This window comes from Fusibacter sp. JL298sf-3, assembly GCF_053842995.1.
The window spans coordinates 3,723,912-3,747,140 of sequence record NZ_CM132608.1 but is presented as its reverse complement, the minus strand read 5'-3'; the positions used below and the strand labels follow the sequence as shown (position 1 = coordinate 3,747,140).

Genomic DNA, 23,229 nt, shown 5'->3' with positions numbered 1-23,229 from the left:
TTGCCGCGCCTTATCGAATGCGCTTCAACTGCCGATTCTCTATCGTATAAGCACAGGTGCACTGTTGTGCCACCACGTCGCTATGTGTGGCGACGACCATAGACTGTCCCCCTTCAATTAAGCGCCCCAACACCTGGAGCACTTCCTTTTCAGAGGTCTCATCTAAGGCGCCTGTGGGTTCATCCGCCAGTATCAACGCCGGCTTCTTCACAATAGCCCTCGCAATGGCCACCCGTTGACACTGGCCACCGGAAAGTTGATGCGGATACCGGTTTTTTAGAGCCGATAACTCTAAAAGTGCCATTGCCGACGCAACGCGTGCACGCACCTCTTCAGCCCCTACTTTCTGGCACCAAAGGGGCAACGCGATGTTGTGAAAGACCGAGCGGTCGGAAAGCAGGTTGTAATGCTGAGTGATGATACCGATGTTTTTTAGCCGATGCTGCGCCATGGCTTCTATGTTTTTCGGCAAGGACGCCCCCTTGTAGAGATACTGTCCGTCATACGCCACATCGACGCCAGCTAAAATCCCCAGCAAAGTCGACTTTCCCGCACCGCTCCTACCGCGAATGGCCACTGACCGATGTCCCGCCATATGGAAATCGGCTTTTTCAAACAGCGTTTGTTCTGAATTCTTAAAGCGCTTTGTCACGCCGGATAATGTAACCATCTCATTCACCTACCTTTTTTTAAGCACAGCTTGTCGCCACGATTTTTGACAAGCGGCATATGTCACCATAAACAGCGCCGCCGCACTTCCCCCTACTGCACCGAGGGTCACAACACCTACGCCGCCAAAGCATGTCCTCAAAACACCTGTCGCCAAAAGGAAGCCGACGACAAACGGCACACACAGTTCGCGCCGAAATGAGGTTCTATACGCCGGTGCACCAATGGCCCAATAAGCGCTGTAAACAGCTTCTCTCTGCTTTAAAAGCCACTGTCCTATACCGTACTGTATAAACGCCAACATTGCAAAAAGCATGGCCATGCAAGCGTAAAGCAACGTCCTGTTCTCCTGAATAACCGATTGCCATTCACTGTAGCGCGCCGAAAGTTCCGGAAGACCTACCACGGAAAACTCGGAAAAACCCGATACCGCTGCAATTTGCTCGAGCTCATAAAGCAGCGCGTCCTTTGGTGCACGACTGACCAAATCCCCGTTCACCATAGCAAAATACAAAATCCCTTCAAAAACAAAATCCCTTTGATCCACCGGGGCACAGCTCTCCGGATACGGCAGTACCAGATACCGGTCCAAGTAAAACTCGGGATCGCCTTTGTAATGGATAAACGTATTGGGCTCGAGAAAGCCCGTCACCGCAAACTTAAAGTGCCTATTGTAGAAGTCACCCTGCAGCCTGTCGCCCACCTCGTAGATGCCCTGGTAGGCTGACCCCAGTAAAATAGGCACTTCGTCAGAAGCGTAATCGACTTCGTCCCAGTTTACGCCACGCCCTGAGGACACCGCCACTTCATACAGATTGTACGCCGTGCGATTCATCTGTACCGATTTTACATTAGCAATTTTCTCGGGATGCGCTTCAATAAAAGCCTCTGAATGGTAAGAGAACATTTTGTCTCCCTTAAAGTTTTCTATGGGTACCGGCTGGCTAAACACCGCGCTGTAATCGAAAGACGTCGCCGAATTTAATGCGTTGTAAAAATCGCCGATTCGGTCGATGCGCCCACTATCTTGTCTAAAGGCGTAAAAGCGTTCCGGATCCAAGTCATCCCACAGTGTGTAAAACGTCCGCCCTTGGTACACGCGGTCAAGATGGGCTTCTTTTTGGTCGACGCGCACCTGCATATGAACCATCCCACCGATACTTATGAGAAAGGCGCACAACACCAAGGTACTCACCGTATACATCGCACCGCAGCTTTTGATTAAATAGCGGATGTCGTATGCCAGTTTTTCAGCTCTCCTGCGCATAGCGCCCCCTTTCTTTCGCCGACAGGGCAAGCCATGTGATTAAGAGCACGGCGTAAATCCCCACATACGTAACAAATGCCCCTGCGTTTGGCCACTGTAAACTCTGATAGACAACGGCCCGAGATAGGACAGCTGTAATCAGTGTCCACAGGGTCAGTTGCCAACACGCCCGTCTCATTAGGCACCGAATGCTTTCGCCCATTTGAAACCGTACCTGCCGCGTCTCTCTCATGGCGGCGACGTAAAAATAAGAAGCGGTTACTGAACCCAGAGTGAGAACAATCCAAGTCGTTATTTTAAGCCAACTTAAAAAAGTGTGTACCCCCAGCCAACGCTCGACGCCTTTATTGTCCATCAACGTCCCCTTCAGCCAACGGATTTTGTCAACATGTTTGCCGTCGAAGACGAGAGGGATATCTGCGCGACTCAGATGAGAGGCATCGTTAACTAAGGCGTATCGTTTCAAAGGGCTGTCTTTCGAAAGGCCCAGCGTCCCGATAACGATATAGCGCTTACCGGCGTAATCAAAGCAAACCTGCCCGTTGTGGCGATAAGTGGGGACTGCTTCCCCGACAATGGCCTCTCGACTGTCGGGCTCAGTAAAAAAGCGCCCTTCTTTCATCGGGAGATGGACTTTAGAGTAGTCGGTGGTGTAAAAGCCCAAGGCGGTGTATTGCGCCTTCCGATCCAGAACGCCGTAAACTGAAAAATCATCTTCGGGGGTTTGAAAGCTTTGCCACGAGGCATTCATCGAGGACTTGGCTGAAACGGCTTGGGGAGACAGCAAGGTGTTGCTCTCCAGTACCAGCAGCATTTGTTTTTTGTGAAATTGCAGTTGGGTGTTGGCCAAAGTAAACAGACCGAACAAAACCACAACGAAAGGAACCCATTTTTTATACGCCATCTCGCCTCCCGATTTGTTTATATTTTAACGAATTAGTTTATAACCTTTTCCACAGCGTCTATATATTAACATTTTATAAAAGCTTTTTCAACAGCCACATGCGCCGTACCTGAAAAGCGGCAACTTTTTTACAAAAAAACACCGGCGCCAATCGGTACCGGTGTTTTGCTCAAACGTGCATTATTCTCCACGTTGTTTGACTTTAAATTGTATTGGCGTCCCCTCGAAGTTGAAGTTCTTGCGCAATTGGTTTTCAATATAGCGCAAGTACGAGAAGTGCGCCAGTTCCTTATCGTTGACAAACAGTACAAAAGTCGGCGGTTTGACATCGATTTGGGTTGCGTAATAAATTTTAAGACGCTTGCCTTTATCCGAAGGCGTTTGATTGAGGGCAATCGCCTCGTTGATGATGTCGTTGAGCACCCCGGTGGAAATTCTAAGGGCGTGGTTGTTGGACACGTACTCCGCTTGATTGAGCAAGTCCATTACTCTTTGACCGGTCTTCGCAGATACGAAGTGTATCGGCGCGTACATCATATAACCGAACGCCTCTCTCACCGTGCGTTTAAAGTCGTTAAACGTGTAGTTGTCCTTTTCGATTAAGTCCCATTTATTGACGACGAAAATCGACGCCTTCCCCGCTTCGTGCGCGTAACCGGCGACTTTTTTATCCTGATCGGTAACGCCTTCTTGTGCGTCAATCATAATAAAGCACACATCGGCGCGCTCGATTGCCGTGAGTGTTCGAATGACACTAAACTTTTCGATGTTTTCGTTGACTTTCGACTTACGTCTCAGTCCTGCGGTGTCAATGAGCACGTATTTCTGCCCGTCGTATTCAAAAGGCGTGTCAATGGCATCGCGCGTCGTACCGGCAATTTCGGAGACGATCACGCGGTTCTGTCCGATGATTTTGTTTACCATGGACGATTTCCCCACATTTGGCTTGCCGATAAAACAGATTTTAATGGCTTCATCTTCGGTGTCCAAGCCCGCGTCTTCAGGAAACAAGGCGACGATGTCGTCGAGCAGATCGCCGAGACCCATGGCGTTTACAGATGAAATCATCACCGGGTCGCCGAGCCCCAATGTGTAGTAATCGTAGTAGTGGTCCGGCTTCTTGTATTGGTCGATCTTGTTCAGGACCAAAACAACCGGCTTCTTTGAAATTCTCAACATATGGGCAATTTCTTCGTCGGCTGTGGTGTAGCTGTGTTTGCCGTCGCAAAGAAACACTATGACGTCAGCTGTATCGATGGCAATCTGCGCTTGATCGCGCATTTGGCTGATGATAACATCTGAAGACGACGGCTCGATGCCGCCTGTATCGATTAAGGTGAACTCGTGTCTGAGCCATTCGCAGTCGGCGTAAACGCGGTCGCGCGTTACACCTGGCGTATCTTCGACAATCGAGATGCGCTTGCCGGCAATTCGGTTGAAAAATGTCGATTTTCCGACATTTGGGCGCCCTACAACGGCAACTATTGGTTTGTTATTCATGTTTTCCTCCATACAATAGGGCACTTAACAACGCCGCCCCTTCATTTTTCACTTTGACAACCGGTCTGTTGAAATGGCGCTCGAGTTCTTCGCGCGTCACATCGTCGAGCAACACCACATCGTCGGCTCTAAAGACAGCTTCTGAAAGCAACACGGCCTCAGAGGCGTCGTGCAGTATCGTCTTCTTAATATCTCTTCCCGTCAACAAGCCGACCACTGTAATCTCTTCGCCGAAGAAATCGTTGACCACACAGTGGACGTCCACGGCAACTTCCGGATAAACGGCGACAAATCCCTCGACCATTTCACACATGGCGCCGTGCGCCGAAACCCCTGTGACAATGGAAACGCGCTTTACAGAAGGTGTTTGCTTCGCCCCTTTGAGGGCTGCTTCAAATTGCGTCTGTAGGCGCCTAATCATACCGATGCCGTCTTCAAACTGCAGGTACCCTTCGTAAGCGGCGTCTTCCGGAAACGGTTCGCCGGCTTTGAGATAGAACTCATCTGCGGCAAATACAAAACGCGTCCCCACTTCTTGAAGCGCTCGCGCTTGAAATGCCGATACTCGGGCGATGGTGTCTTTTGCACAAATACCGGATACCGACGGCACGTCTACCAAGCCCTTTCGAAACTTCGTCTTCCCAATAGGCACCACGGCAACGCTGTTCAACCCCGGATAGAGGGCCAGCAAATCATCGAGCGTTCTCTCCAGTGCGACGCCGTCGTTATAGCCGGGACACAATACAATTTGGGCGTTTACAGTGATACCGCTCTCTGTTAGGCGCTTGAGCCTCGGCATAATTTGGTCGGCGAAGCGGTTGTTCAGCATCTTTTTTCTCAGCGTCGGATCGGTGGTGTGTACCGACACGTTAATGGGGCTGATGCGGTAATCGATAATACGCTCGATATCCGCTTCTTTTAGATTGGTCAACGTCACAAAGTTCCCCTGTAAAAACGACAACCTCGAATCGTCGTCTTTAAAATAAAGCGACGGCCGCATCCCCGGCGGCAGCTGATCGATAAAACAGAAGACACACTTGTTGGAACAACTCTTGGCACAGTCCATAATGGGGTTTTCAAACGTCAAGCCGACATTTTCGTCGAACTCTTTTTCTATTTCAATGGCCCACAGTTCCCCTGAGGGCTTTTTGATTTCAAGTACAATGTAATCGTCCTGCGTCAAATACATGTAGTCGATGATGTCGACGACGGGACGTTCGTTGATGGTCAACAGTTCGTCGCCCACTTCGATGTCCATTTCTTCCGCGATGGACCCCGCGTCTACTTTTACGATTCGATTCATGTTGGAACCCTTTCTAATCTTTCTCACCAATGCACAATTATATTACAGTTCAGGCGAATTGGCAACGTTTTTTTACCGGTGAATCGCCGTTCCGATAAAAGCGCTCATCGAACCGCGTTTTCCACCGCTGCGCCTGTGGGAATGGTAACGGTAGACGCCGTCGGATTGCGTACAAATCGTACAGTCCGGCTCGATGTCGATGGCTTTTTCCGGCACGCCGGCTTCTAAAAAGCACAGGCGATGCGCCCATTTGAGATCTAAGTCGTAATGCCCCGGCGCACCGGCCTTAAACACGGCGTCCAGCGCCGTCTGTGCATAGTGCACTGAAAAGGCTTCGTAGACCTTTTGATCGACTTCGTAACAGCAGGGTCCGGCACTTTGGCCAATAGCCACCTGCAGGTCCTTCGGCGCTGTCCCGTAGAGTTCTGTGAGGCGTTCAACCAACTTCACCGCCGCCTTGTTTGCAGTACCGCGCCAACCTGCGTGCATGTTTCCCACAGCACCTGTTTTCACATCGTAAGCGATAAGTGGGACGCAATCGGCATAAAACGTCATTAAAAGGACGTCGTCACGTGTGGTCACCATGCCGTCACACGCTGGGATGGCATAGAGCGCGATACCGTCAAGTGCCGTCCCCTGTGTGGGAAACTGCTTGTACGTCTCCCAGAGCGCCTTATCGTCGACACAGGCGATACGCGTGCCGTGCACCTGTACCGTTGCAAAAATCGCCGCAATGGGATGCCCTAAAGCGTCCACCACGCGGCGCATGTTTTCAAGAACGGTTTCGTAGCGGTCTTCTCCAAAAAAGCCCGTGTTCATTTCACCGAAGTACCCGGTGCTCACCCCACCGAGACGCGTGGTCATCGCGTGGGGAACGCCGTGTTCTAAAAAGGCTTTAAACTGATTCACTGGACACCTCTTTTCCCTATAAAAGAATCCAGGAAAGAAAATCTCACCTGGATTTACGATTCTTGTGATTTTTCATTTAAGAGTTTCGTCAACTCTGTAATAAACGTGTTGATGTCTTTGAACTGTCGGTACACCGATGCAAACCTGACGTAAGCGACTTCGTCCAAATCTTTGAGCCCGGCCATGACCAACTCGCCAATCCACTCGGACTGTATTTCCTTTTCCATAGAGCTGTGAAGCCGTGTTTCTATTTTATCGATGAGCTTTTCCATTTGCTCCATAGACACCGGGCGTTTTTCACAGGCCCTGATAATGCCGTTTAAGATCTTCATGCGGTTATAAGACTCGCGATTGCCATCTTTTTTCACGATAATAATCGGCACTTCTTCCACCTTTTCATAAGTGGTGAAGCGTTGCTTGCAGATAATACATTCTCTTCTTCGTCTTATGACATGACCATCATCTGTGGGTCTCGAATCGACAACTTTCGACTCGAGACTGCTACAATATGGACACTTCATCTCTTCACCTCTCTTTGCGAGCTCATAGGGTGACCTTTAACCCCAGTGTCCTGTAGTAGCGTTCATCATTAAAAAAACGGCTCATCTAATTAAATCTCAACGCTACAGAACACGAGTGCCTCTATCTCTTCTTTCTCAAAAACGTCGGGATGTCAAACGTCTCTTCTTCAATTTGCTCTGCTTCCACTTGCTGAACAGCTTGTTTTTCTTCAGGCTTAACCGCTTTCTTTTCTTCAGGCGTTTGAATTTCCCCTTTGTAGGATTCAAAGCCCGTTGCGATAACGGTAACGGTGATTTCGTCCTTAAGGGACTCGTCGATTACCGCACCCATAATGATGTTCGCCTCTGGATCCGCCTCTTGGTAGACGAGGTCAGCCGCTTGTTGAATCTCCATCATCCCCAGCGATTTGCCGCCGCGGATATTGAGGAGAATCCCCTTTGAACCTCTGATAGACGTTTCGAGAAGCGGACTGTGGATGGCCTGATTGGTCGCTTCAATCGCTCTGTCATCGCCGCTCGATGCGCCGATGCCCATGTGCGCCAGTCCCTGTTCGAACATAATCGTCTTGACGTCGGCGAAGTCCACATTGATGAGACCCGTTTCCGTAATGGTGTTGGAAATCCCTTGAACCCCTTGTCTGAGGACGTCGTCGGCAATTGTAAACGCATCCAAAATAGACGTCCGCTTCTCCACGATTTCGAGAAGTCGGTCGTTTGGAATCGTAATCAGCGTATCCACGCGTTTTTTCAGTTCTTCAATGCCCTCTTCGGCATGCTTCATACGGCGTTTGCCTTCAAATGAAAACGGCTTGGTCACGACACCCACTGTCAAGATGCCCATTTCCTTCGCCACTTCGGCCACAACAGGTGCCGCACCGGTTCCCGTACCGCCGCCCATGCCGGCAGTGATAAACACCATATCGGCGCCTTGCAACGCCTGAAAGATGTCGTCTCTGCTCTCTTCAGCAGCTTTTTTACCTACTTCGGGATTGGCACCGGCACCGAGACCTCTGGTCAACTTCTCGCCAATTTGCAACTTGTATTCTGCAGCAGAGCTGTAAAGCGCCTGCTTATCTGTATTGAGCGCTATAAACTGGACGCCTGTTAAATTGGATTTAATCATACGGTTAACAGCATTGTTACCGCCTCCCCCAACACCTATAACTTTAAGCTGGGCAAATTCTTCTACAGCAACATCAAATTCTAACATTTAAATCCTCCTTATCCCGAAATTTTGCTTCAGGTGAAATATCTTCTGTTCGCAACGCATTTGTCTGTAATAGCTTCTCTATTTCGCAACATGTATTGTTGATTCTAGCACTAATTCTACTAGATATAGTATATACTTTTTTCTATTATTTTGGAATATTTTTTTTAGGAAAAGTCATTTTTTTTGCGGATTTTCACCTTTTTTTGTGTCATTTTCGTGCAAATGTCTCTGACGGTATCGGTCGATGGTGTAATGGCGTATGCTCCCGATGTTGTTAAACAGGCGCGTACCGAATACAAAAATCGCCGCGTAATAGATGGGTACCCCCAGTTTATCGCCCAAATACGACAGGCCTATGGCGAGCAATGCGTTGACGACGAAACCGCTGATAAAGATCACCGGATCGAAACGGTCTTGAAGTGTCGCCTTCAACGCGCCGATAATGGAATCTATTGCCGCTAAAAGCCCTACAGAAAGGTAGAGCGATGAAATGGTGGACAGTTCAAAAGGCAAGTATAGGCCCAGTAGAATGCCCACGGCAATGCCGAGAATCGCAATAATCATACAGTCACTTCCTCTTTAAAATATAGACGCTTCATAAGCGGGAATTTCCACGTGCACCGATGTGTTTACTTCGACGAAGACGCCCCATTTTCTAAGGTCGTCACCAAAGCTTCCCGGCGCATTGACTGCAGCACTTAAAAAGTCTTTGTCGCCAATGGCCTGAATCACATAAGGCGGCGCAAACGCCTTGTCGTTAATCTGAATCGTCGGCCCCGTGCAGACGATTTTGGTCTTGTTGAACAAAATCCGCTCGCCGTTAATGGCAATCGCCTCCGCTCCGGCATTTCTGAGGTCGTCCACCATTGAGCGAATGTCCAAATCGTGAACGATTAAATTGTTGGGGTCCTCGAACTCCGAAAGCGCTCGGGAGCCGTCTTGTACGATGACGACCACACCGGGACCCGCTAGGGGTTCAAAGCCGGAAGCCGCTTTCAGCCATTGGATTTCGTCCTTTAAGAACTGTTCGTAGTCCACGCGCTCATCTTCTTTAGCCGTGGTGTAGGCGCTGATTTCGTCGGTTAAATCCGCTTTCTTTTCCGTCAACTGTTCGAGTTCGCGCTTGGTGCTCTCCAGTTCTGCACTCAAGGCGTACATATCTTTCATAGAAAGGTATTTTTGACCGGAATTGACGGCTTTCACTTGAAGGGCGACAAACAGCCCGAGCAAAAGGCCGAGCACGGTCTGGGTCTGTTTCTTTGTCATAGGTCTCCCCCTACTTGACCGGTGTGGCATACCTCATTTTAACGCTGCCGTTAAAAGCGGGAATTTCCAGTGTGTCCACCTGTTTCATCTCGATGTAGTACCCCTGTTCGCGCACCGTTTGCACGACGCCGAACCGGAGGTTTAGAGCCCCTTCTAACGTTTTCGCGTCGCCGATGGCCTTGATGATAAAAGGCGGTGACAGCGGCACACCGTTGACATTGACTTGATTGCCAGCGAGGCGCACTTCTGAACTGTTCACAAAGCGCTGTTCATTGATACTGATTGCCTCTGCCCCGGCCGAATTGAGCTCGTTCATCACTTCGAGGAGCAACTTGTAATCGTAGGCGATGTTCTTTTCGAGACTGAGGTTTAAGTCCACCGGCGGGTTGTCCACACTGAGGAGTACCCCGCCGCCCTCGACTTTGGTCATACCGGCAAAGACTTTGTACCGGTTGAGTTCATCAGTGAGGTTTTTGACGATAATGCTCTCTTCAGACGCAGATACTTGTATTTCATCCAACTGCATCTTAAGGTGATCCAGTTCTTCCTGAAGCGCTTCTCGGTCCGCCTTAACGGCACCGAGTTCTGTCACCAGCGCCGCAGTCTTTTGAGAAGGCGTCTGTCCGTCGAGATAAGTCCTCTGTACAAATTTCATCTGAAAGGCGATGAGCACGCCTAGAACAATAGAGGCGATGCCAATCCACCAATAGTCTTTTTTAATCATAATCACTCTCCAAACGGTCTAAACACAGGCAGACCATCGCTACTGACATCGATGGTGCCACTGGTAATGCCGTCGCGCTTCAGCGCTTCAAAGATGTTGATAAAGGCATTGTACTTGTTTTCGAGATTGTCGCCGATGCCAAACCGCACTTTCATCTCGCCAATGGTGACGACGATGGAGTCGTCCTTGTACAAAATCGTCTTATCCGCCTCCACCTTGCTCGCTTCCATCAGGTCGATTAGCATGACGATGTTTTCCAGGACGTAGCGCTTCTCAACTTGAACCGGCATCCCCACCGAATAGCTGTCAAACGAAAAGCCCTCCACTGTATACCCGTCTTTGGGTTCGTCCAAAACCCCCAAGACGACGAGGTGTTCGTCCAGCGACAAAACGATGTCGGAATAGTACAGATTGAAATCGTGCGTCCTGTAGGCGATGTCGAGATGTACCTTGTTGGGAAATGTCTTTTTCACTTCCACGGCCTGAACATAGGGATGCGCCCTCAATTTCTCTTCTATGAGACCGGCGTTGACCGTCAAGTAGTAGTTCCCTTTCTTCAGTTGAGCATACTGTTCAATCGTTTTGAGATCCATGGTTTCGTGTGCTGTAAAAGTGATGCTCGTTATTTTAAACAAAGTGGTCTGCGTGTACACCACGTAGGCGCCGTACCCCAGCGCCACAATACACGCGAAGAGAATGAGTCTTTTTAAAAACTTAAGCATCGGTCACCTCTGTTATTTTTTCTTGCGTTTGCCCAGTGTGACGACGTTTTGGGCAATGGCTTCTATCGACTGCCGCATATCCATTCTGTGGCAGTTCTCCTGCATAATTTCAAGCTTTGAAGGCGACTTATGAAGGTCCTGAATGGTGTGGACAATCAGTTCATTAGAGAGATCCTTTTCCTCTATAACGACGCCCATACCGTATTTGTCAATGACTTTGGCGTTGTGAAACTGGTGGTTGTTGGCGACATTTGGCGACGGAATAATCACCGACGGCGTCGCCGAAGCGATAATTTCGTTAAGTGTGGAAGCACCGGCTCTAGAGATGACGAGGTCCGCCGCCGCCAGATACGCCGGCATGTCGTCGATGTAATCCAGTACCGTCGTATTGGCACCACACTGCCACTCGCCCTTTTCTATATGCGCTTTGACATAGGGATAGTAGCGCTTACCCGTCACATGGTAAAACACCATGTCGTCTTCCGGCGCCATTTTCGAATAGGCGTTAATCAAATAGTCGTTTAAGTGAAGGGCGCCGTTGCTCCCCCCTACGGAGAGCACCATAAACACCTCTTCCGAAATGCCCAGTTTCTTTCTGGATGCCTGTTTGTCTGCGTCGAAAAACGCCGACAGGACGGGCAGCCCCGTGTAGAGCATCTTTTCCGGTTTGCCAAAGTGCGCCGCCGCCTCGTTAAACGTCAGCATCACAGAATCGCACACTTTGCTCAACCACTTGTTCGTCATTCCGGGAATGGCGTTTTGCTCGTGTATACACGTGGGAATGCCCTTGAGTGCAGCGGCAAAAACCACGGTTCCCGATATATACCCGCCGGTGCCCACCACGACATCCGGCGCAAATTCTTTGAGAATCTTGCGTATTTGGAAAAAGCCTTTGATGTTTTGAATCAAACTCGAAAAGACTTTGAGACTAAGTTTCTTATTTAGAGGCGCCGTATCAATAGCGCGGTAGTCCAGCCCCTTAGCCGGCACGATATCCTTTTCCATCGTGTCTTTCGACCCCACGTACAGCAGTGCCATCTTGCCTTTTTCTTTTTTCAAGCGTTCTGCAATTGCGAGCGCCGGGTATATGTGCCCGCCGGTGCCGCCACCTGTCAACAGTACTTTCATCTTAATCTCCATCTTCGTTCTTTATCGTGTATTTAGAAATATTGAGCATAATGCCCATAACGCCCATGAGGATAATGAGACTCGTGCCGCCGTAACTGATAAACGGCAACGTCACGCCAGTTGCCGGCATTGACGAAGTGGCAACGGCGTAATTCATTAGCGTCTGCAAACTCACCATGGCGATAATGCCACTGGCGACGAGCAAACTAAAGGTATCCGGCGCGTTTAGAGCGATTTTAACACATCTGTATATCAAAAGCAAAAAGACGATTAACAGGCCGATCATGCCGATGAGACCGAGTTCTTCGCCAATAGTCGCCAAAATAAAGTCGTTTTGCGGCTCCGGGATGTAGAGTTTGTTCTGCGTACTCAAGCCGACACCGACGCCGGTGATGCCGCCGCTTCCCAGTGCGTAAAGCGACTGGATGACCTGCCACGACTCATCGGTTTTGTAGGCAAAGGGGTCCATAAACGACAGCCAGCGCCGCATTCGGTAGGCCTCGCTTTTGACAAAAATCCAGAAAACCCCCGTCCCCCCTATAAGTGCGCCGAAGACATAGCGCCATTGCAGCCCCGCCACAAAGAGCATCACAGCTGTAATGCCCACGATAATCGTCGCCGTACTCATGTTGGGCTGTTTCATAATTAACAAAAATTGCACCGCAATCAAGGTGAAATACACCGCCAAAACACCGAGTTTGTTCAGTCTGTCTCGGTTCTTTTCCAGCGCATAGGCGAAAAATAAAATAGAGGCCACTTTGGAAATTTCGGCGGGCATAAACCCCTGACCGTTGATGTAAATCCACCGACTGGCGCCTTTGATGGCCGTGCCCCTAAAAATAACGTAAACCAGCAGAACCAAGCTGACGACAAACAGCGGCACCGCCAGTTTTTTATACCACCAATAGGGGAACATCGAGGCGATGAGCATCACCACAATGCCCGCCGCCACCCAACGCACTTCCCTCACGAAAAAGTGCATCTTGTTTTGCATAAGGTCAAGTGCCGCGTAGTAGCTGGAACTGAACACCATGAGAATCCCAAAGGACACGAGGAGCAGCGTCAGTATTAAAATCCCGTAATCAATCCTGCCGGCTTTCATCGCTAGCCTCTCAGTGCTTCGACGCAATGGACGAAATCGTCGCCGCGCGCTTCAAAGTCCTTGTACATGTCCCAACTTGCACACGCCGGCGACAACAGAATGGTATCGCCCGGTGCCGAAAGCTCATAGGCCTTCTGGACGGCGCCCGCCATATCGTCCACGAGGTAAACCGCATCAAAGCCCAGTTTTTCCGCCGTTTCTTTTATGGTGTGCTTGGTCTCGCCCAACACCACTAGGGACTTGATTTTTCCGTCGAACATTTGTATCCACGTGCTGAAATTGCTGCCCTTATCCATACCACCTGCTATGAGATGTGTGCGTTTTGGCGTCGCTTTGACGGCGCAAATCGCCGCGTCCGGATTGGTGGCTTTTGAATCGTTGTAAAAGACGCGGTCGTCGACGGTGCCCACGTACTCAAATCGGTGTCTGACCCCTTTAAACGCCTTGAGACCGGCGCGAATATGCGTGATTTCTATCCCGGCGCTGTAAGCGATAAGCGCCGCAGCCAGTGCGTTTTCCACGTTGTGTTCGCCGACGATGTTCAGTTCGTCTACCGCACAGAGCGCGTAGGTCTTTTCTCCATCGCGCAAGACGAGCTGCCCACCTTCTATAAAGGCGCCGTTTTCCAGCGCTTCTTTTCGGCTGAAAAATCGAATGCGCGACGGCGCCGTCTTGGCGATTTCCAAACAGCGTTCGTCATCGTAGTTGAGAACGAGCACATCGTTCACCCGTTGGTTTTTAAAGATTTGGCATTTGGCTTTTTGATAAGCCGTCATGGTTTTGTGCCGGTTTAAATGATCCGGCGTTATATTGAGAATCGCCGCCACATCGGGTCTGAACGATTCGACACTTTCCAGCTGAAAACTGCTGAGTTCTGTGACAAATGTAGTACCTTCAGGCACTTCAGTCACTCTGCTAATCACCGGTAAGCCGATGTTGCCCACCACCTCAACCGCATCAGAAGCCCGCTTGAAGATCTCGCCGGCCAATGCCGTTGTGGTGGTTTTGCCGTTGGTTCCTGTAATGCCTATAAAACGACCGGTGGACAATCGGTACGCCAACTCAACCTCGCCGATAACGGACACGCCTTGAAGCGCAGCTTCTCTTAAAAACGGCAAATCCGTCGGCACCCCCGGGCTGAGAACCACGAGGTCGATGTCCTGCCACGCCGTCGGCACTTCCCCGAGAAGCAACGCGTCGGCGTATAGGGTGATCTCATCGTAGATGTCGCCCAGTGCCTCTGCGTCTTTTGAATCGTTTGCGATAACATAAGCCCCTTTTTCTTTTAGCACTTTAAGCGCCGCGACGCCGGACCTTGCGAGGCCGACGACCAATACGCGTTTATTTTCTAATGTCACACTGTCCTCCTAACTGTAGAGCCAAACCGTCACCATGCTGAGCAAAAGCGTCACGGCACTAAATGTGATAACTACTTTCTTTTCTCGCCATCCACACAGTTCAAAGTGGTGGTGAAGCGGCGCCATTTTAAAGACGCGCTTTTTCGTGCGCTTGTACACCGCCACTTGAATAATGACGGAGAGGGTTTCGACAAAGTAGACGAAGCCGATAATCGGCAGGTAAAACGGAATCCGGAGAACGCAGGCCATCATGACCACATACCCGCCAAGCGCCAGCGACCCCGTATCTCCCATAAAGACTTTGGCCGGATGCCAGTTGTATTTGAGATAGCCGATAAGGGCGCCGATCATCCCGACATTTGCCGCGACGAGCACTGTATTTTCCTGCATATAGGCAATGAGTGCGTACCCCAGTGCCACAAAGATGGTCACACTGGCGGCGAGGCCGTCGAGGCCGTCTGTAAGGTTCACTGCGTTGTCCACGCCGACGAGTATAAAAAACATCACCGGGTAGAACAAGAGCCCTAGATCCACTGGCGCTTCCACAAAGGGAATATACACTTCCGTGGACAGGCGGGAAAGCAAGGCGACGAAGACGGCGCTAACGGCAAACTGCATTAAAAACTTTTGTTTGGCCTTGAGACCGAGGTTGTGCTTCTTAACCACTTTGATGTAGTCGTCTGAAAAGCCGATGGCGCCGTATCCCAGTGTGGCGGCGACGACGAGCATCAACGCGTAATGATCGAAATTCAGCGTCAAGCAAATGGGCGCCAAAAAAGCGATAACAAAGATAAAACCGCCCATAATCGGCGTACCGCCTTTGGCGAGGTGGGCGCTGGGTCCCTCTTCTCGTATGCTCTGCCCCACTTTGAGCTTTCTTAAACGCGGTATGACAACAGGCCCTAAAAACAGGCTCGATAACAAACTGACGACAAAAAATACGGCAATTAACTGCATAAAACTTCCCCTTTATTCTTCTTCTAATGATAAAATGATGCTCGTGCCCTTGTCGACGGCAATATCGGCCTTCGGATATTGGTCGATAACGTTGTAGGCGACGCCCTCTTCCACAATCAATGGGTCTGTGGCGTAGTTCAAGCCGAGCGCTTCGAGTTTTGCCACCGCTTCTTTCAGCGACAGCCCTTTTAAATCCGGTACTTTAACGGTTTTTATATCGGAAACCTCCGGCACGATGTTTTTGTACCTGAGAATATCGTCGATAATACTTCTGCCAATTGGTGCGGCGACAATAGAGCCAAAATAATCTTTTTTCGGTTCGTCCACAGTGACGTAGATAACGTATTCGGGGTCTTCCATTGGAAAAGCCCCTGCAAAGGAAGCGATGACGTACTCGTTGTTGTACTTTCCGTCGACGATTTTCGTGCTGGTCCCTGTCTTGCCGCCTACTGAGAGCCCCGGCACTTTAACGGTGCGTTTGTAACTTTTGTCCACTGCCGCCGTCATAAAGGTGCGAATCAATTTGACGGTCTCCCCAGAGAAGACACTTTTCACAACTTGTGGCTGATACGTGCTCAGCGGTGCGCCGTCTTTGTAATACCCTTTCACCACATGCGGTGCGATGATGTCCCCGTTGTGCACCAGCGTGGACACCAAGTTGGCCACTTGTACCATGGTCAAACTCGTCCCGTGCCCATAGGACATGGTGGCGAAGTCGACGTTGGTGATGGCGTCTTTATCAATGAGCAATCCTGCCCCTTCAGACGGCAAATCGATGCCGGTCTTTCCGGGAATTCCGAGTTTGTCGTAATAAGCGTAGTACGTCTCAGGGCCGATTTTTTGGGCGATTTCTATAAACGCCGGGTTACAGGAGTTGGCAAAGGCCTCCATAAAGTTCTGGTCGCCATGCCCCCCTCTATCGTAGCTGGAACACTTGAGCTTCACGCCGTCGACGACTTTGTAGCCGTTGCAGAAAAAGCGGTCGTTTACGCCGACGAGCCCTTCTTCTATGGCAATAGCCGCCGTTAAAACTTTCATGACGGAACCCGGTTCGTAGATGTCGCTGATCATGTGGTTCCGCCACATGTTGTTGAGGTACTCTGAGCGCTCGTCCACTGTGAGCTTTTCCCATGCGGCCTCGTCCCCTTCGCGCGGCGTTCTGATGTCGTTGAGATTAAACGACGGGTAAGACGCCATGGCGACGATTTCGCCGTTTCTCGGATCCATAATGATGGCGCTCGCCGATTTGGGTTCGTAGACTTCTGCCGCCTCTTTGAGCCGCTGCTCGACAAAATACTGTATGGTGTTGTCGATGGTCAGCATCAAGTCGGTGCCGTTGGTCGGTGGGACGGTTTCTTCAGTACCGTGCGCCAGCTGACGGCCGTAGACATCTGTGGTGACGTAGTTGACACCAGGCACGCCGCTCAACATATCGTTGTAGAAGAACTCTAGACCCAAAAAGCCGTTTTGGTCGGCGTAGACGTTCCCGATGACATGAGCTGCCAAATCGCCGTACGGGTAGATGCGCTTTGTCTCTTCTTCTATGGACAGGCCTCGGATGCCCTTGCCTCGAACGAGGTCGGCGTCTGTTTTGGTAATACCAGACGCCACTTTGACGATGCTGGTTTTCTTTTCTTTTATTTTAGTCGCAACTTCTGTTGCGTCCACGTCAATGGTCGCCGCCAAGAGCTCAGCGGTTTCCTGTGGCAAAGTGATTTCTTTTGTATGCGCCCACACGGTGTACGTACTGACGCTAAACGCCAGTTTGTTGCCGTTTCGGTCGACGATGTCTCCGCGCTTGGCCCTTATGGGAATTGCCTTGTTCTGCTGCTTTTTAGCGTGTTCGGCGAGTTCGTCTGCCCAGATAATGTGGATATACCCGAGCCGCACCACCATTGCCGACATCATCACACAGAGCAATACAAACAAAACCACGACTCTGTTTCTCAACTTCAACATAAAAACCTCCACGATTTTCAGTACAGAGACTATTATAACCCATTTGGTTTAAAAGAACGAGTGAATCTTTTTTAACGGGTGCTTATATGAAAAAAACCTGCTGAATGCAGGTTTATTAGTCAAACAATCCAGAAACAATGGCGCCGATGATGCCGGCGATGCCGGAAGACTTTGTTTCTTCAAGTGCTGCGACAGGCGCGCTCTCCGGTATTTCTTTCACCGTATAGCGGTACTGTTCGTCAATATAGACTGTCTGTTCCTTCGTCGGGTACTGCATGCCTAATTTCTCAGTCGCAATCTGCTCGATGGTGCTGAGGTCCGTCTGTTCCTCTATCTTGACTTGAAGTTCTTCGGTCTTAGCCGTCAATGTTTTGATTTCTGATTTTAAATTAAAGATATCGTATTTTGCTTCGTTGATGATGGAATTCTGATAAATGACGTGTCCCACTACAAAGGCGAATGCGAGTACAATGGTTAGTGTACACAGATGCATTTTGATTTTGCTTCTGTTGGCTCGCTTAACCTGTTCCCGTGCCAAACGCTCTTTGCGAATAGATATGATCTTTTCTGTCTGACTTTGGTTGAACTGCTTTAAATCCTGTTCATCCCAATCGTACTGTCTTGCCGCTTGAGACATGGGACACCTCCTTTTCTATAGTTTTTCGAACACCCTCAGCTTGGCGCTTCTGGATCTCGGATTGACCTCCAGTTCCGCTTCACTTGGGAGAATCGGTTTTCGCGTAATAACTTTGCCCTTGGGCTTGTTGTCGCAGATGCACACGGGAAACTCCGGCGGGCAAATGCAGCCTTTGGCAAGGTCTCTAAACGTTTCTTTAACAATGCGGTCTTCCAGCGAGTGAAACGTGATTATCGCCACTCTGCCGCCGCTGTTTAAACAGTCTACGGCGTCTCTAACAGTCGCCTCTATAATCTTCAGCTCTGCGTTGACCTCTATGCGTATGGCCTGAAAAGTACGCTTTGCCGGATGCGGCCCGTCTTTTCGAGCCTTTGCCGGAATCGCCGCTTTAATGACGTCTACCAGCTCATAGGTGGTTTTCAGAGGCTTTTCCGCTCTGCCTTTCACAATAAAGTCGGCAATGCGCGCCGCCCATTTTTCTTCACCGTATCGGCGAATGATGTCTGTCAGTTCTTCTTTCGAATACGTGTTGACGACATCGTAGGCTGAGAAATCGCTGTCGCGATCCATCCGCATATCCAGTTCGCCATTGTGCATATAAGAAAAACCGCGCTCAGCTTTGTCAAGCTGATAAGAGGAAACGCCGAGATCGAGCAGTAAACCATCTATTTTAGGCACTTCTAAGTCCCTTAAAACCGCTTTGATTCCCGAAAAGTTGCTGTGTGCAATTTTATAGTTGCCACCGATGGCCTCCAGTCGGTTCGTCGCCGCCGCTATGGCATCGGTATCTTGGTCGATGCCGATAACCAGCCCTTCGGGCACGCGCTTCAATATCTCGCCCGTATGGCCTGCACCGCCCATCGTCCCGTCGACATACACGCCGTCCGGCTTTATATTAAGACCTTCTAAACATTCTTCTAGTAAAACACTGACGTGCTTAAATGTCATTTGCTACTCCTTTAAAAACTGATGCCCAGCGATTCCATATCTTTGGCAAGGGCGTCCATATCCCCGGTCATCATTGTGTTGTAAGCCTCCCACTTCGCCGCATCCCAGATTTCCACTCTGGCGCCGGCGCCGTTGACGTACACTTCTTTTTCAATAAAAGCGTGCGTTCTAAGGTTTTGCGGAAGTACAATACGCCCCTGTTTGTCCAGTTCGACTTCTGTCGCCCCGGAAAAAAACGTCCTTGCAAACGCTCTTGCAGTTTGGTTGGAAAGCGGCAGTGCTTTCAGTTTTGAGACAAACACGCCCCACTCTTCTTCAGAAAAAACAAAGAGACAGTGGTCGAGCCCCTTGGTAATATAGAAGCTGCTGCCCAGCTTTTCTCTGAACTTCGCAGGGATGCTGAGTCTATTTTTCGCATCTACATTGTGTTTGTGCTCACCTGTAAACATATCAGCCACCTATCGCCTATGGTCTTTTATCCCACTTCATGACACTTTATACCACTGCATGGTACTATTTTAAACTTTTTTTTAAATAAATGCAATAAAAAAAGCGTGTCCTTCCTAGGAATTACACGCTTTTAGCCTTTTCCGTTAGCGTTAACAGCATCGGAAAACTGTATTTTCAACACTACATGTAGATAGTTGACTTTTTAAAACACTATATCTTGTGTTCGGTTTTTTTAGTCGTTCTCTTGCCATGCGATTCTAGGCCTTAAGGCCTATTTTTCTTGTTTTATAGCAAACCAGCCCTTCTTGCGCGCCACGGCGATAAAGAGAACGCCTGCAATAATAGACACGAGGCTGACGATTTGCGCAATTCTGAGACCGAAGAACATCAAACTGTCTGTGCGCATGCCTTCGATAAAGAACCTGCCGATTGAGTACAGTATCAAATACTTGACAAAGTGTTCGCCGTAAAACTTGCGCTTTTTAAACGTCGCGACCAAAATGCCGAAGACCACGAGGTTCCAAAGGGATTCGTAGAGAAACGTCGGGTGCACTTTGATGCCGTCTACCACAATGCCCCAAGGCAAATCCGTCGGACCGCCGTGGGCTTCGCCGTTGACGAAGTTGCCCCATCTGCCGATGGCCTGTCCCAAAATCAGCGGCATCGCCACCATGTCGGCCAAATCGCCGAAGTTGAGTTTCTTGACTTTACAGACGATGTAGCCGCCGATAAGGCCACCGATAATCCCACCGTGTATGGCGAGGCCCCCTTCTCTAAAGGCGATGATCTTAGACAAGTCCTGACTGTAGTAGTCCCACTCAAACGCCACGTAGTACAACCGTGCGCCGATAATGGCACAGGGGATGACCACGTTGACCAGATCGAAGATGTCCCCTTCTTTGTACCCGTACTTCTTGCCGAGCTTGACGAGAATAAACGTCGCTAAAATCATCGACGCGCCGATGAAAATCGCGTACCAAGCGATGCCCACGCCAAATATTTCAAATGCGTATCTGTTCAAATTAAGCCTCCTTCAATAGACGCGCCCTCGTGTAGTTCTGTTCATCGTAAAACCAGTGGAGCGCTTCTTTCAAGTCTTCAAGTGTTAATGTGTTGTATGCTTCAAGTTGTTTAAACAAATCGTCCCCACGCATTTTGTTAAACGTCACATTGCCCGCAACGGACTGCAGTGAATTAAAGGAAAATATAAACCGGCCGATGAGCTTTTTCTTCATGCGCTGAAAGTCGTCGTCTGAAAATCCGCTGACTTTGTACTGCGCAATAGTGCTCAGTACGGCCTCTTCAAGCGCCAGTGTCTCGTCGGTGTCGGCGCCTATGATACAGTGTGCAAACCCCTTGCCCGACTGGACGTCAAAGTCCACCGGTTCATGTATCAATCCCGCGTTGTACACCGTCTCAAAGAAGTGACTGCTGTCGCCGAACATCATGCTGTTGGCCATTCGGATGGCAGCCAGTCGCTTCATTTTCACGAGGCTGTCCGCTATTGGCCGCGCCTTAAAGCCGAGCAGGACTTTGTCCTGTCCGACGCGCCTGACGATGTCAATCTGTTTGGTTTTAACCGCATAGGGTTCTTCCGGCAGTAGCGCCGTCGCTTTGCCGTTTTTCTCTAAAAACCCTTTGGTCTGAAAGTGCTCTGCCAGTTCGTAAACCCGCGCCCTGTCGACGTCGCCGTAGACGAACAGCGACATGTTGTGCGGTGTATAAAATGTATTATAACACATTTTCAGTTGTTCCAAAGTCGTTTCTTCCACCGACGCCACAGTCCCTGCGATGTCGTCTTTTATGGGATGTGCGTGGTACATGTGCTGACGCACCAATTGACCGACTTCAAAATACGGGTCGTCGTCGTACATCTGTATCTCTTGGACGATGACTTTCTTTTCTTTGGCGACGCTGCGCTCGTCAATGCGCGCATGCAGCACCATGTCCATTAGGATTTCCAGCGGTTGTTCGATGTCCCCTACGGTTTCAAAATGGTAGGCGGTCATCTGATAACTGGTAAATGCGTTGACGTTGGCACCTATTTTCTCAAATTGCTGAAACGTCGGATTTTCGGGATTTTCAAAAATCTGATGTTCCAGAAAATGCGCCATGCCCTTCGGCATCTCGTAAGTGTGTCCCCCCGCTTCAAAAGTCGAGGTAAAACCGCCGTAAGGCACGGCGAAGTACACGTATTTTTTGGCAAAATGGCGCTTTGGCATGACGTATACCGTCAGTCCCGACGCCAGTTGCTTGACATACAGGTGCTCGCCCAACCGTTTGCTTTGTATCATTTTTTCCGCTGTCATTTACGCCTCCGTTTTATTGAGTCTAACCACTTGTTCAAGATTGAAATGTTTTGCCGCCTCGGTGATGTCCGCCACAGTAATGCGCTCCAGGCGCGCGCCGTAGGCGTCGAGGTCGACCGTCCCCCCTGTGAGGTACTGGCCGTAGTAGAAGTTGATGTACGAGTTCGGGAAGTCCGACATGGACTGGAGCGAACTGAACAGCGACTGTTTGGCAATGGCGAGTTCCGCTTCGGTAACTTCGCCGTTTTTCAGTTCTTCGACTTTTGCCTCGATCATCGCCTGCGCTTTGTCGAACTGACTGACGTCTACGCCGGCATAGATGAGCATAATCGATTTGAATTTATCCGGTCTTGCAAAGATGCTGTAACACAGCCCCTCTTTTTCTCTGACGTCGCGAAACAGCTTACTGCTTCCCCCGCTGCCGAGGACGATGTTCGCCACCAGTGCAGGCACATAAAGCGCGTCTTCATAAGGGATGTTCATGCGGTAACCCATGACGAGGCGCCCTTGTTTTAACGGGTGCTTTTCTTCGTAAAAAGCCACGGGCTTTTGAGGGAACACCACTTGCTCTCTCGGCGGATACGTGCGGTCGGTTCCGGCGACTTTAAAATGCGTTTTAAAGCGCTCCGCCATGGCATCGACGTCGTAGTTGCCGATGACGATAATGTCCATCGGCGCTTCTTCGAGGAGTTTCTTATAGTGTTCGAGCAAGCTTTTGGGCTCTACGGCTTCGAGACTCTCTTCCGAGCCGATTTCATGTATGGCGTAGGGCTCGTCTGCACACATGGTCTCGATGCACCGTCCCAGCGCCCACGTCTGCTTGTCTTCAATGCGGGTTTTGTACTCGTTGATAAGTCCCTTCTTTTCCGCGTCGACATAGTGCGGGCTGAGACCGCCGTCTTCGACGAGTGGGTCGTTAATGGCGGCGCTGAGAAAGCGGACGCCTTCGTCCATTAGGGTCTCGTCTTCTATAAAGACATCGCTGGGCATCTGCATTTTAACTTGTATCATCTGTTTTTCGCCGTATTTGTGTACGTCTGAAACGAGCAACGACCCGTAGAGCGATTCGAGTTTATGGTTCATCTGCTTGAGGGTCGGGTACTGTGCGTTGCACTTTTCGATGACTCTGGCGATAACGGCGTTTTTCGCCGCTTCATCGGCTTTTAACGGCCGCTGAAGGTATACGCCGAAGAGCACGGTTTTAAACTTTTCCGACTTCAGCAGGTGCAGCTGCACCCCGTTTTGCAGTGTCAGCTTTTTCAGAGCGTCTATCATAATCGTTCTCCTTTATGTGTAAGAACGGCCTTTCGGCGGTTCTGTTCCCCTTTTAAATTTCCGACTACATCATTATAACTTATTTACTTTGTTCTGTTAATCCTTTATAAT

At 49.9% G+C, this 23,229-nt stretch carries 23 protein-coding genes; all 23 read right to left on the bottom strand.

Annotation, left to right across the window (positions count from 1 at the left end):
• Positions 1-10 precede the first annotated feature (10 nt).
• Positions 11-670, bottom strand: coding sequence for an ABC transporter ATP-binding protein (locus ACR6HW_RS17815; RefSeq protein ID WP_455729022.1), 660 nt, complete (start codon positions 668-670; stop codon positions 11-13).
• Positions 671-679: 9 nt separating this feature from the next.
• A complete protein-coding gene (locus ACR6HW_RS17810) occupies positions 680-1,936 on the bottom strand; it encodes a hypothetical protein (protein ID WP_455729021.1) in 1,257 nt (418 codons plus the stop codon).
• Entirely contained in the window at positions 1,920-2,840 is a 921-nt protein-coding gene (locus ACR6HW_RS17805; RefSeq protein ID WP_455729020.1) for a hypothetical protein, read from the bottom strand. The genes ACR6HW_RS17810 and ACR6HW_RS17805 overlap by 17 nt, the downstream gene beginning before the upstream one ends.
• Before the next feature lie 180 nt (positions 2,841-3,020).
• Complete coding sequence (gene der / locus ACR6HW_RS17800) at positions 3,021-4,340, bottom strand: ribosome biogenesis GTPase Der (RefSeq protein ID WP_455729019.1); 1,320 nt, start codon at positions 4,338-4,340, stop codon at positions 3,021-3,023.
• The gene (locus ACR6HW_RS17795) at positions 4,333-5,643 is read right to left on the bottom strand and encodes a DUF512 domain-containing protein (protein WP_455729018.1); all 1,311 of its coding nucleotides are present in this window, start codon (positions 5,641-5,643) and stop codon (positions 4,333-4,335) included. The genes der and ACR6HW_RS17795 overlap by 8 nt, the downstream gene beginning before the upstream one ends.
• 72 nt (positions 5,644-5,715) lie before the next feature.
• Positions 5,716-6,552: a peptidoglycan editing factor PgeF gene (gene pgeF / locus ACR6HW_RS17790; RefSeq protein WP_455729017.1), complete on the bottom strand. Its 837-nt coding sequence runs from the start codon at positions 6,550-6,552 to the stop codon at positions 5,716-5,718.
• Positions 6,553-6,605: 53 nt separating this feature from the next.
• Positions 6,606-7,073, bottom strand: coding sequence for a transcriptional regulator NrdR (gene nrdR / locus ACR6HW_RS17785; protein WP_455729016.1), 468 nt, complete (start codon positions 7,071-7,073; stop codon positions 6,606-6,608).
• A gap of 121 nt (positions 7,074-7,194) precedes the next feature.
• Positions 7,195-8,283, bottom strand: coding sequence for a cell division protein FtsZ (ftsZ, locus tag ACR6HW_RS17780; RefSeq protein ID WP_455729015.1), 1,089 nt, complete (start codon positions 8,281-8,283; stop codon positions 7,195-7,197).
• A gap of 174 nt (positions 8,284-8,457) precedes the next feature.
• Entirely contained in the window at positions 8,458-8,847 is a 390-nt protein-coding gene (locus tag ACR6HW_RS17775) for a small basic family protein (protein ID WP_455729014.1), read from the bottom strand.
• A 15-nt stretch (positions 8,848-8,862) separates the two neighbouring features.
• On the bottom strand, positions 8,863-9,549 hold the full coding sequence (locus ACR6HW_RS17770) for a DUF881 domain-containing protein (RefSeq protein ID WP_455729013.1): 687 nt from the start codon (positions 9,547-9,549) through the stop codon (positions 8,863-8,865).
• Positions 9,550-9,559: 10 nt separating this feature from the next.
• On the bottom strand, positions 9,560-10,273 hold the full coding sequence (locus ACR6HW_RS17765) for a DUF881 domain-containing protein (protein ID WP_455729012.1): 714 nt from the start codon (positions 10,271-10,273) through the stop codon (positions 9,560-9,562).
• A 2-nt stretch (positions 10,274-10,275) separates the two neighbouring features.
• Positions 10,276-10,995, bottom strand: coding sequence for a cell division protein FtsQ/DivIB (locus ACR6HW_RS17760; RefSeq protein WP_455729011.1), 720 nt, complete (start codon positions 10,993-10,995; stop codon positions 10,276-10,278).
• Between the two features lie 12 nt (positions 10,996-11,007).
• Positions 11,008-12,123: an undecaprenyldiphospho-muramoylpentapeptide beta-N-acetylglucosaminyltransferase gene (gene murG / locus ACR6HW_RS17755; RefSeq protein WP_455729010.1), complete on the bottom strand. Its 1,116-nt coding sequence runs from the start codon at positions 12,121-12,123 to the stop codon at positions 11,008-11,010.
• 1 nt (position 12,124) lies between these two features.
• A complete protein-coding gene (gene ftsW / locus ACR6HW_RS17750; RefSeq protein WP_455729009.1) occupies positions 12,125-13,225 on the bottom strand; it encodes a putative lipid II flippase FtsW in 1,101 nt (366 codons plus the stop codon).
• Positions 13,226-13,227: 2 nt separating this feature from the next.
• Positions 13,228-14,583 (bottom strand): UDP-N-acetylmuramoyl-L-alanine--D-glutamate ligase, encoded by a 1,356-nt coding sequence (murD, locus tag ACR6HW_RS17745; protein ID WP_455729008.1) that lies wholly within the window; start codon positions 14,581-14,583, stop codon positions 13,228-13,230.
• 9 nt (positions 14,584-14,592) lie between these two features.
• Positions 14,593-15,540, bottom strand: a complete 948-nt coding sequence (gene mraY / locus ACR6HW_RS17740) for a phospho-N-acetylmuramoyl-pentapeptide-transferase (RefSeq protein WP_455729007.1) — start codon at positions 15,538-15,540, stop codon at positions 14,593-14,595.
• Between the two features lie 12 nt (positions 15,541-15,552).
• Positions 15,553-17,499: a penicillin-binding transpeptidase domain-containing protein gene (locus ACR6HW_RS17735; protein WP_455729006.1), complete on the bottom strand. Its 1,947-nt coding sequence runs from the start codon at positions 17,497-17,499 to the stop codon at positions 15,553-15,555.
• Positions 17,500-17,614: 115 nt separating this feature from the next.
• Complete coding sequence (locus ACR6HW_RS17730) at positions 17,615-18,136, bottom strand: cell division protein FtsL (RefSeq protein WP_455729005.1); 522 nt, start codon at positions 18,134-18,136, stop codon at positions 17,615-17,617.
• Between the two features lie 15 nt (positions 18,137-18,151).
• The gene (gene rsmH, locus ACR6HW_RS17725; protein WP_455729004.1) at positions 18,152-19,084 is read right to left on the bottom strand and encodes a 16S rRNA (cytosine(1402)-N(4))-methyltransferase RsmH; all 933 of its coding nucleotides are present in this window, start codon (positions 19,082-19,084) and stop codon (positions 18,152-18,154) included.
• An 11-nt stretch (positions 19,085-19,095) separates the two neighbouring features.
• Positions 19,096-19,533 carry a division/cell wall cluster transcriptional repressor MraZ gene (gene mraZ, locus ACR6HW_RS17720; RefSeq protein WP_455729003.1) on the bottom strand — a complete coding sequence of 146 codons (438 nt, stop codon included), beginning with the start codon at positions 19,531-19,533 and terminating at the stop codon, positions 19,096-19,098.
• 272 nt (positions 19,534-19,805) lie between these two features.
• On the bottom strand, positions 19,806-20,555 hold the full coding sequence (gene lgt / locus ACR6HW_RS17715) for a prolipoprotein diacylglyceryl transferase (protein ID WP_455729002.1): 750 nt from the start codon (positions 20,553-20,555) through the stop codon (positions 19,806-19,808).
• Position 20,556: 1 nt separating this feature from the next.
• On the bottom strand, positions 20,557-21,843 hold the full coding sequence (gene yfmH, locus ACR6HW_RS17710) for an EF-P 5-aminopentanol modification-associated protein YfmH (RefSeq protein WP_455729001.1): 1,287 nt from the start codon (positions 21,841-21,843) through the stop codon (positions 20,557-20,559).
• Positions 21,844-23,118, bottom strand: a complete 1,275-nt coding sequence (gene yfmF / locus ACR6HW_RS17705; RefSeq protein ID WP_455729000.1) for an EF-P 5-aminopentanol modification-associated protein YfmF — start codon at positions 23,116-23,118, stop codon at positions 21,844-21,846.
• Positions 23,119-23,229: the final 111 nt, after the last annotated feature.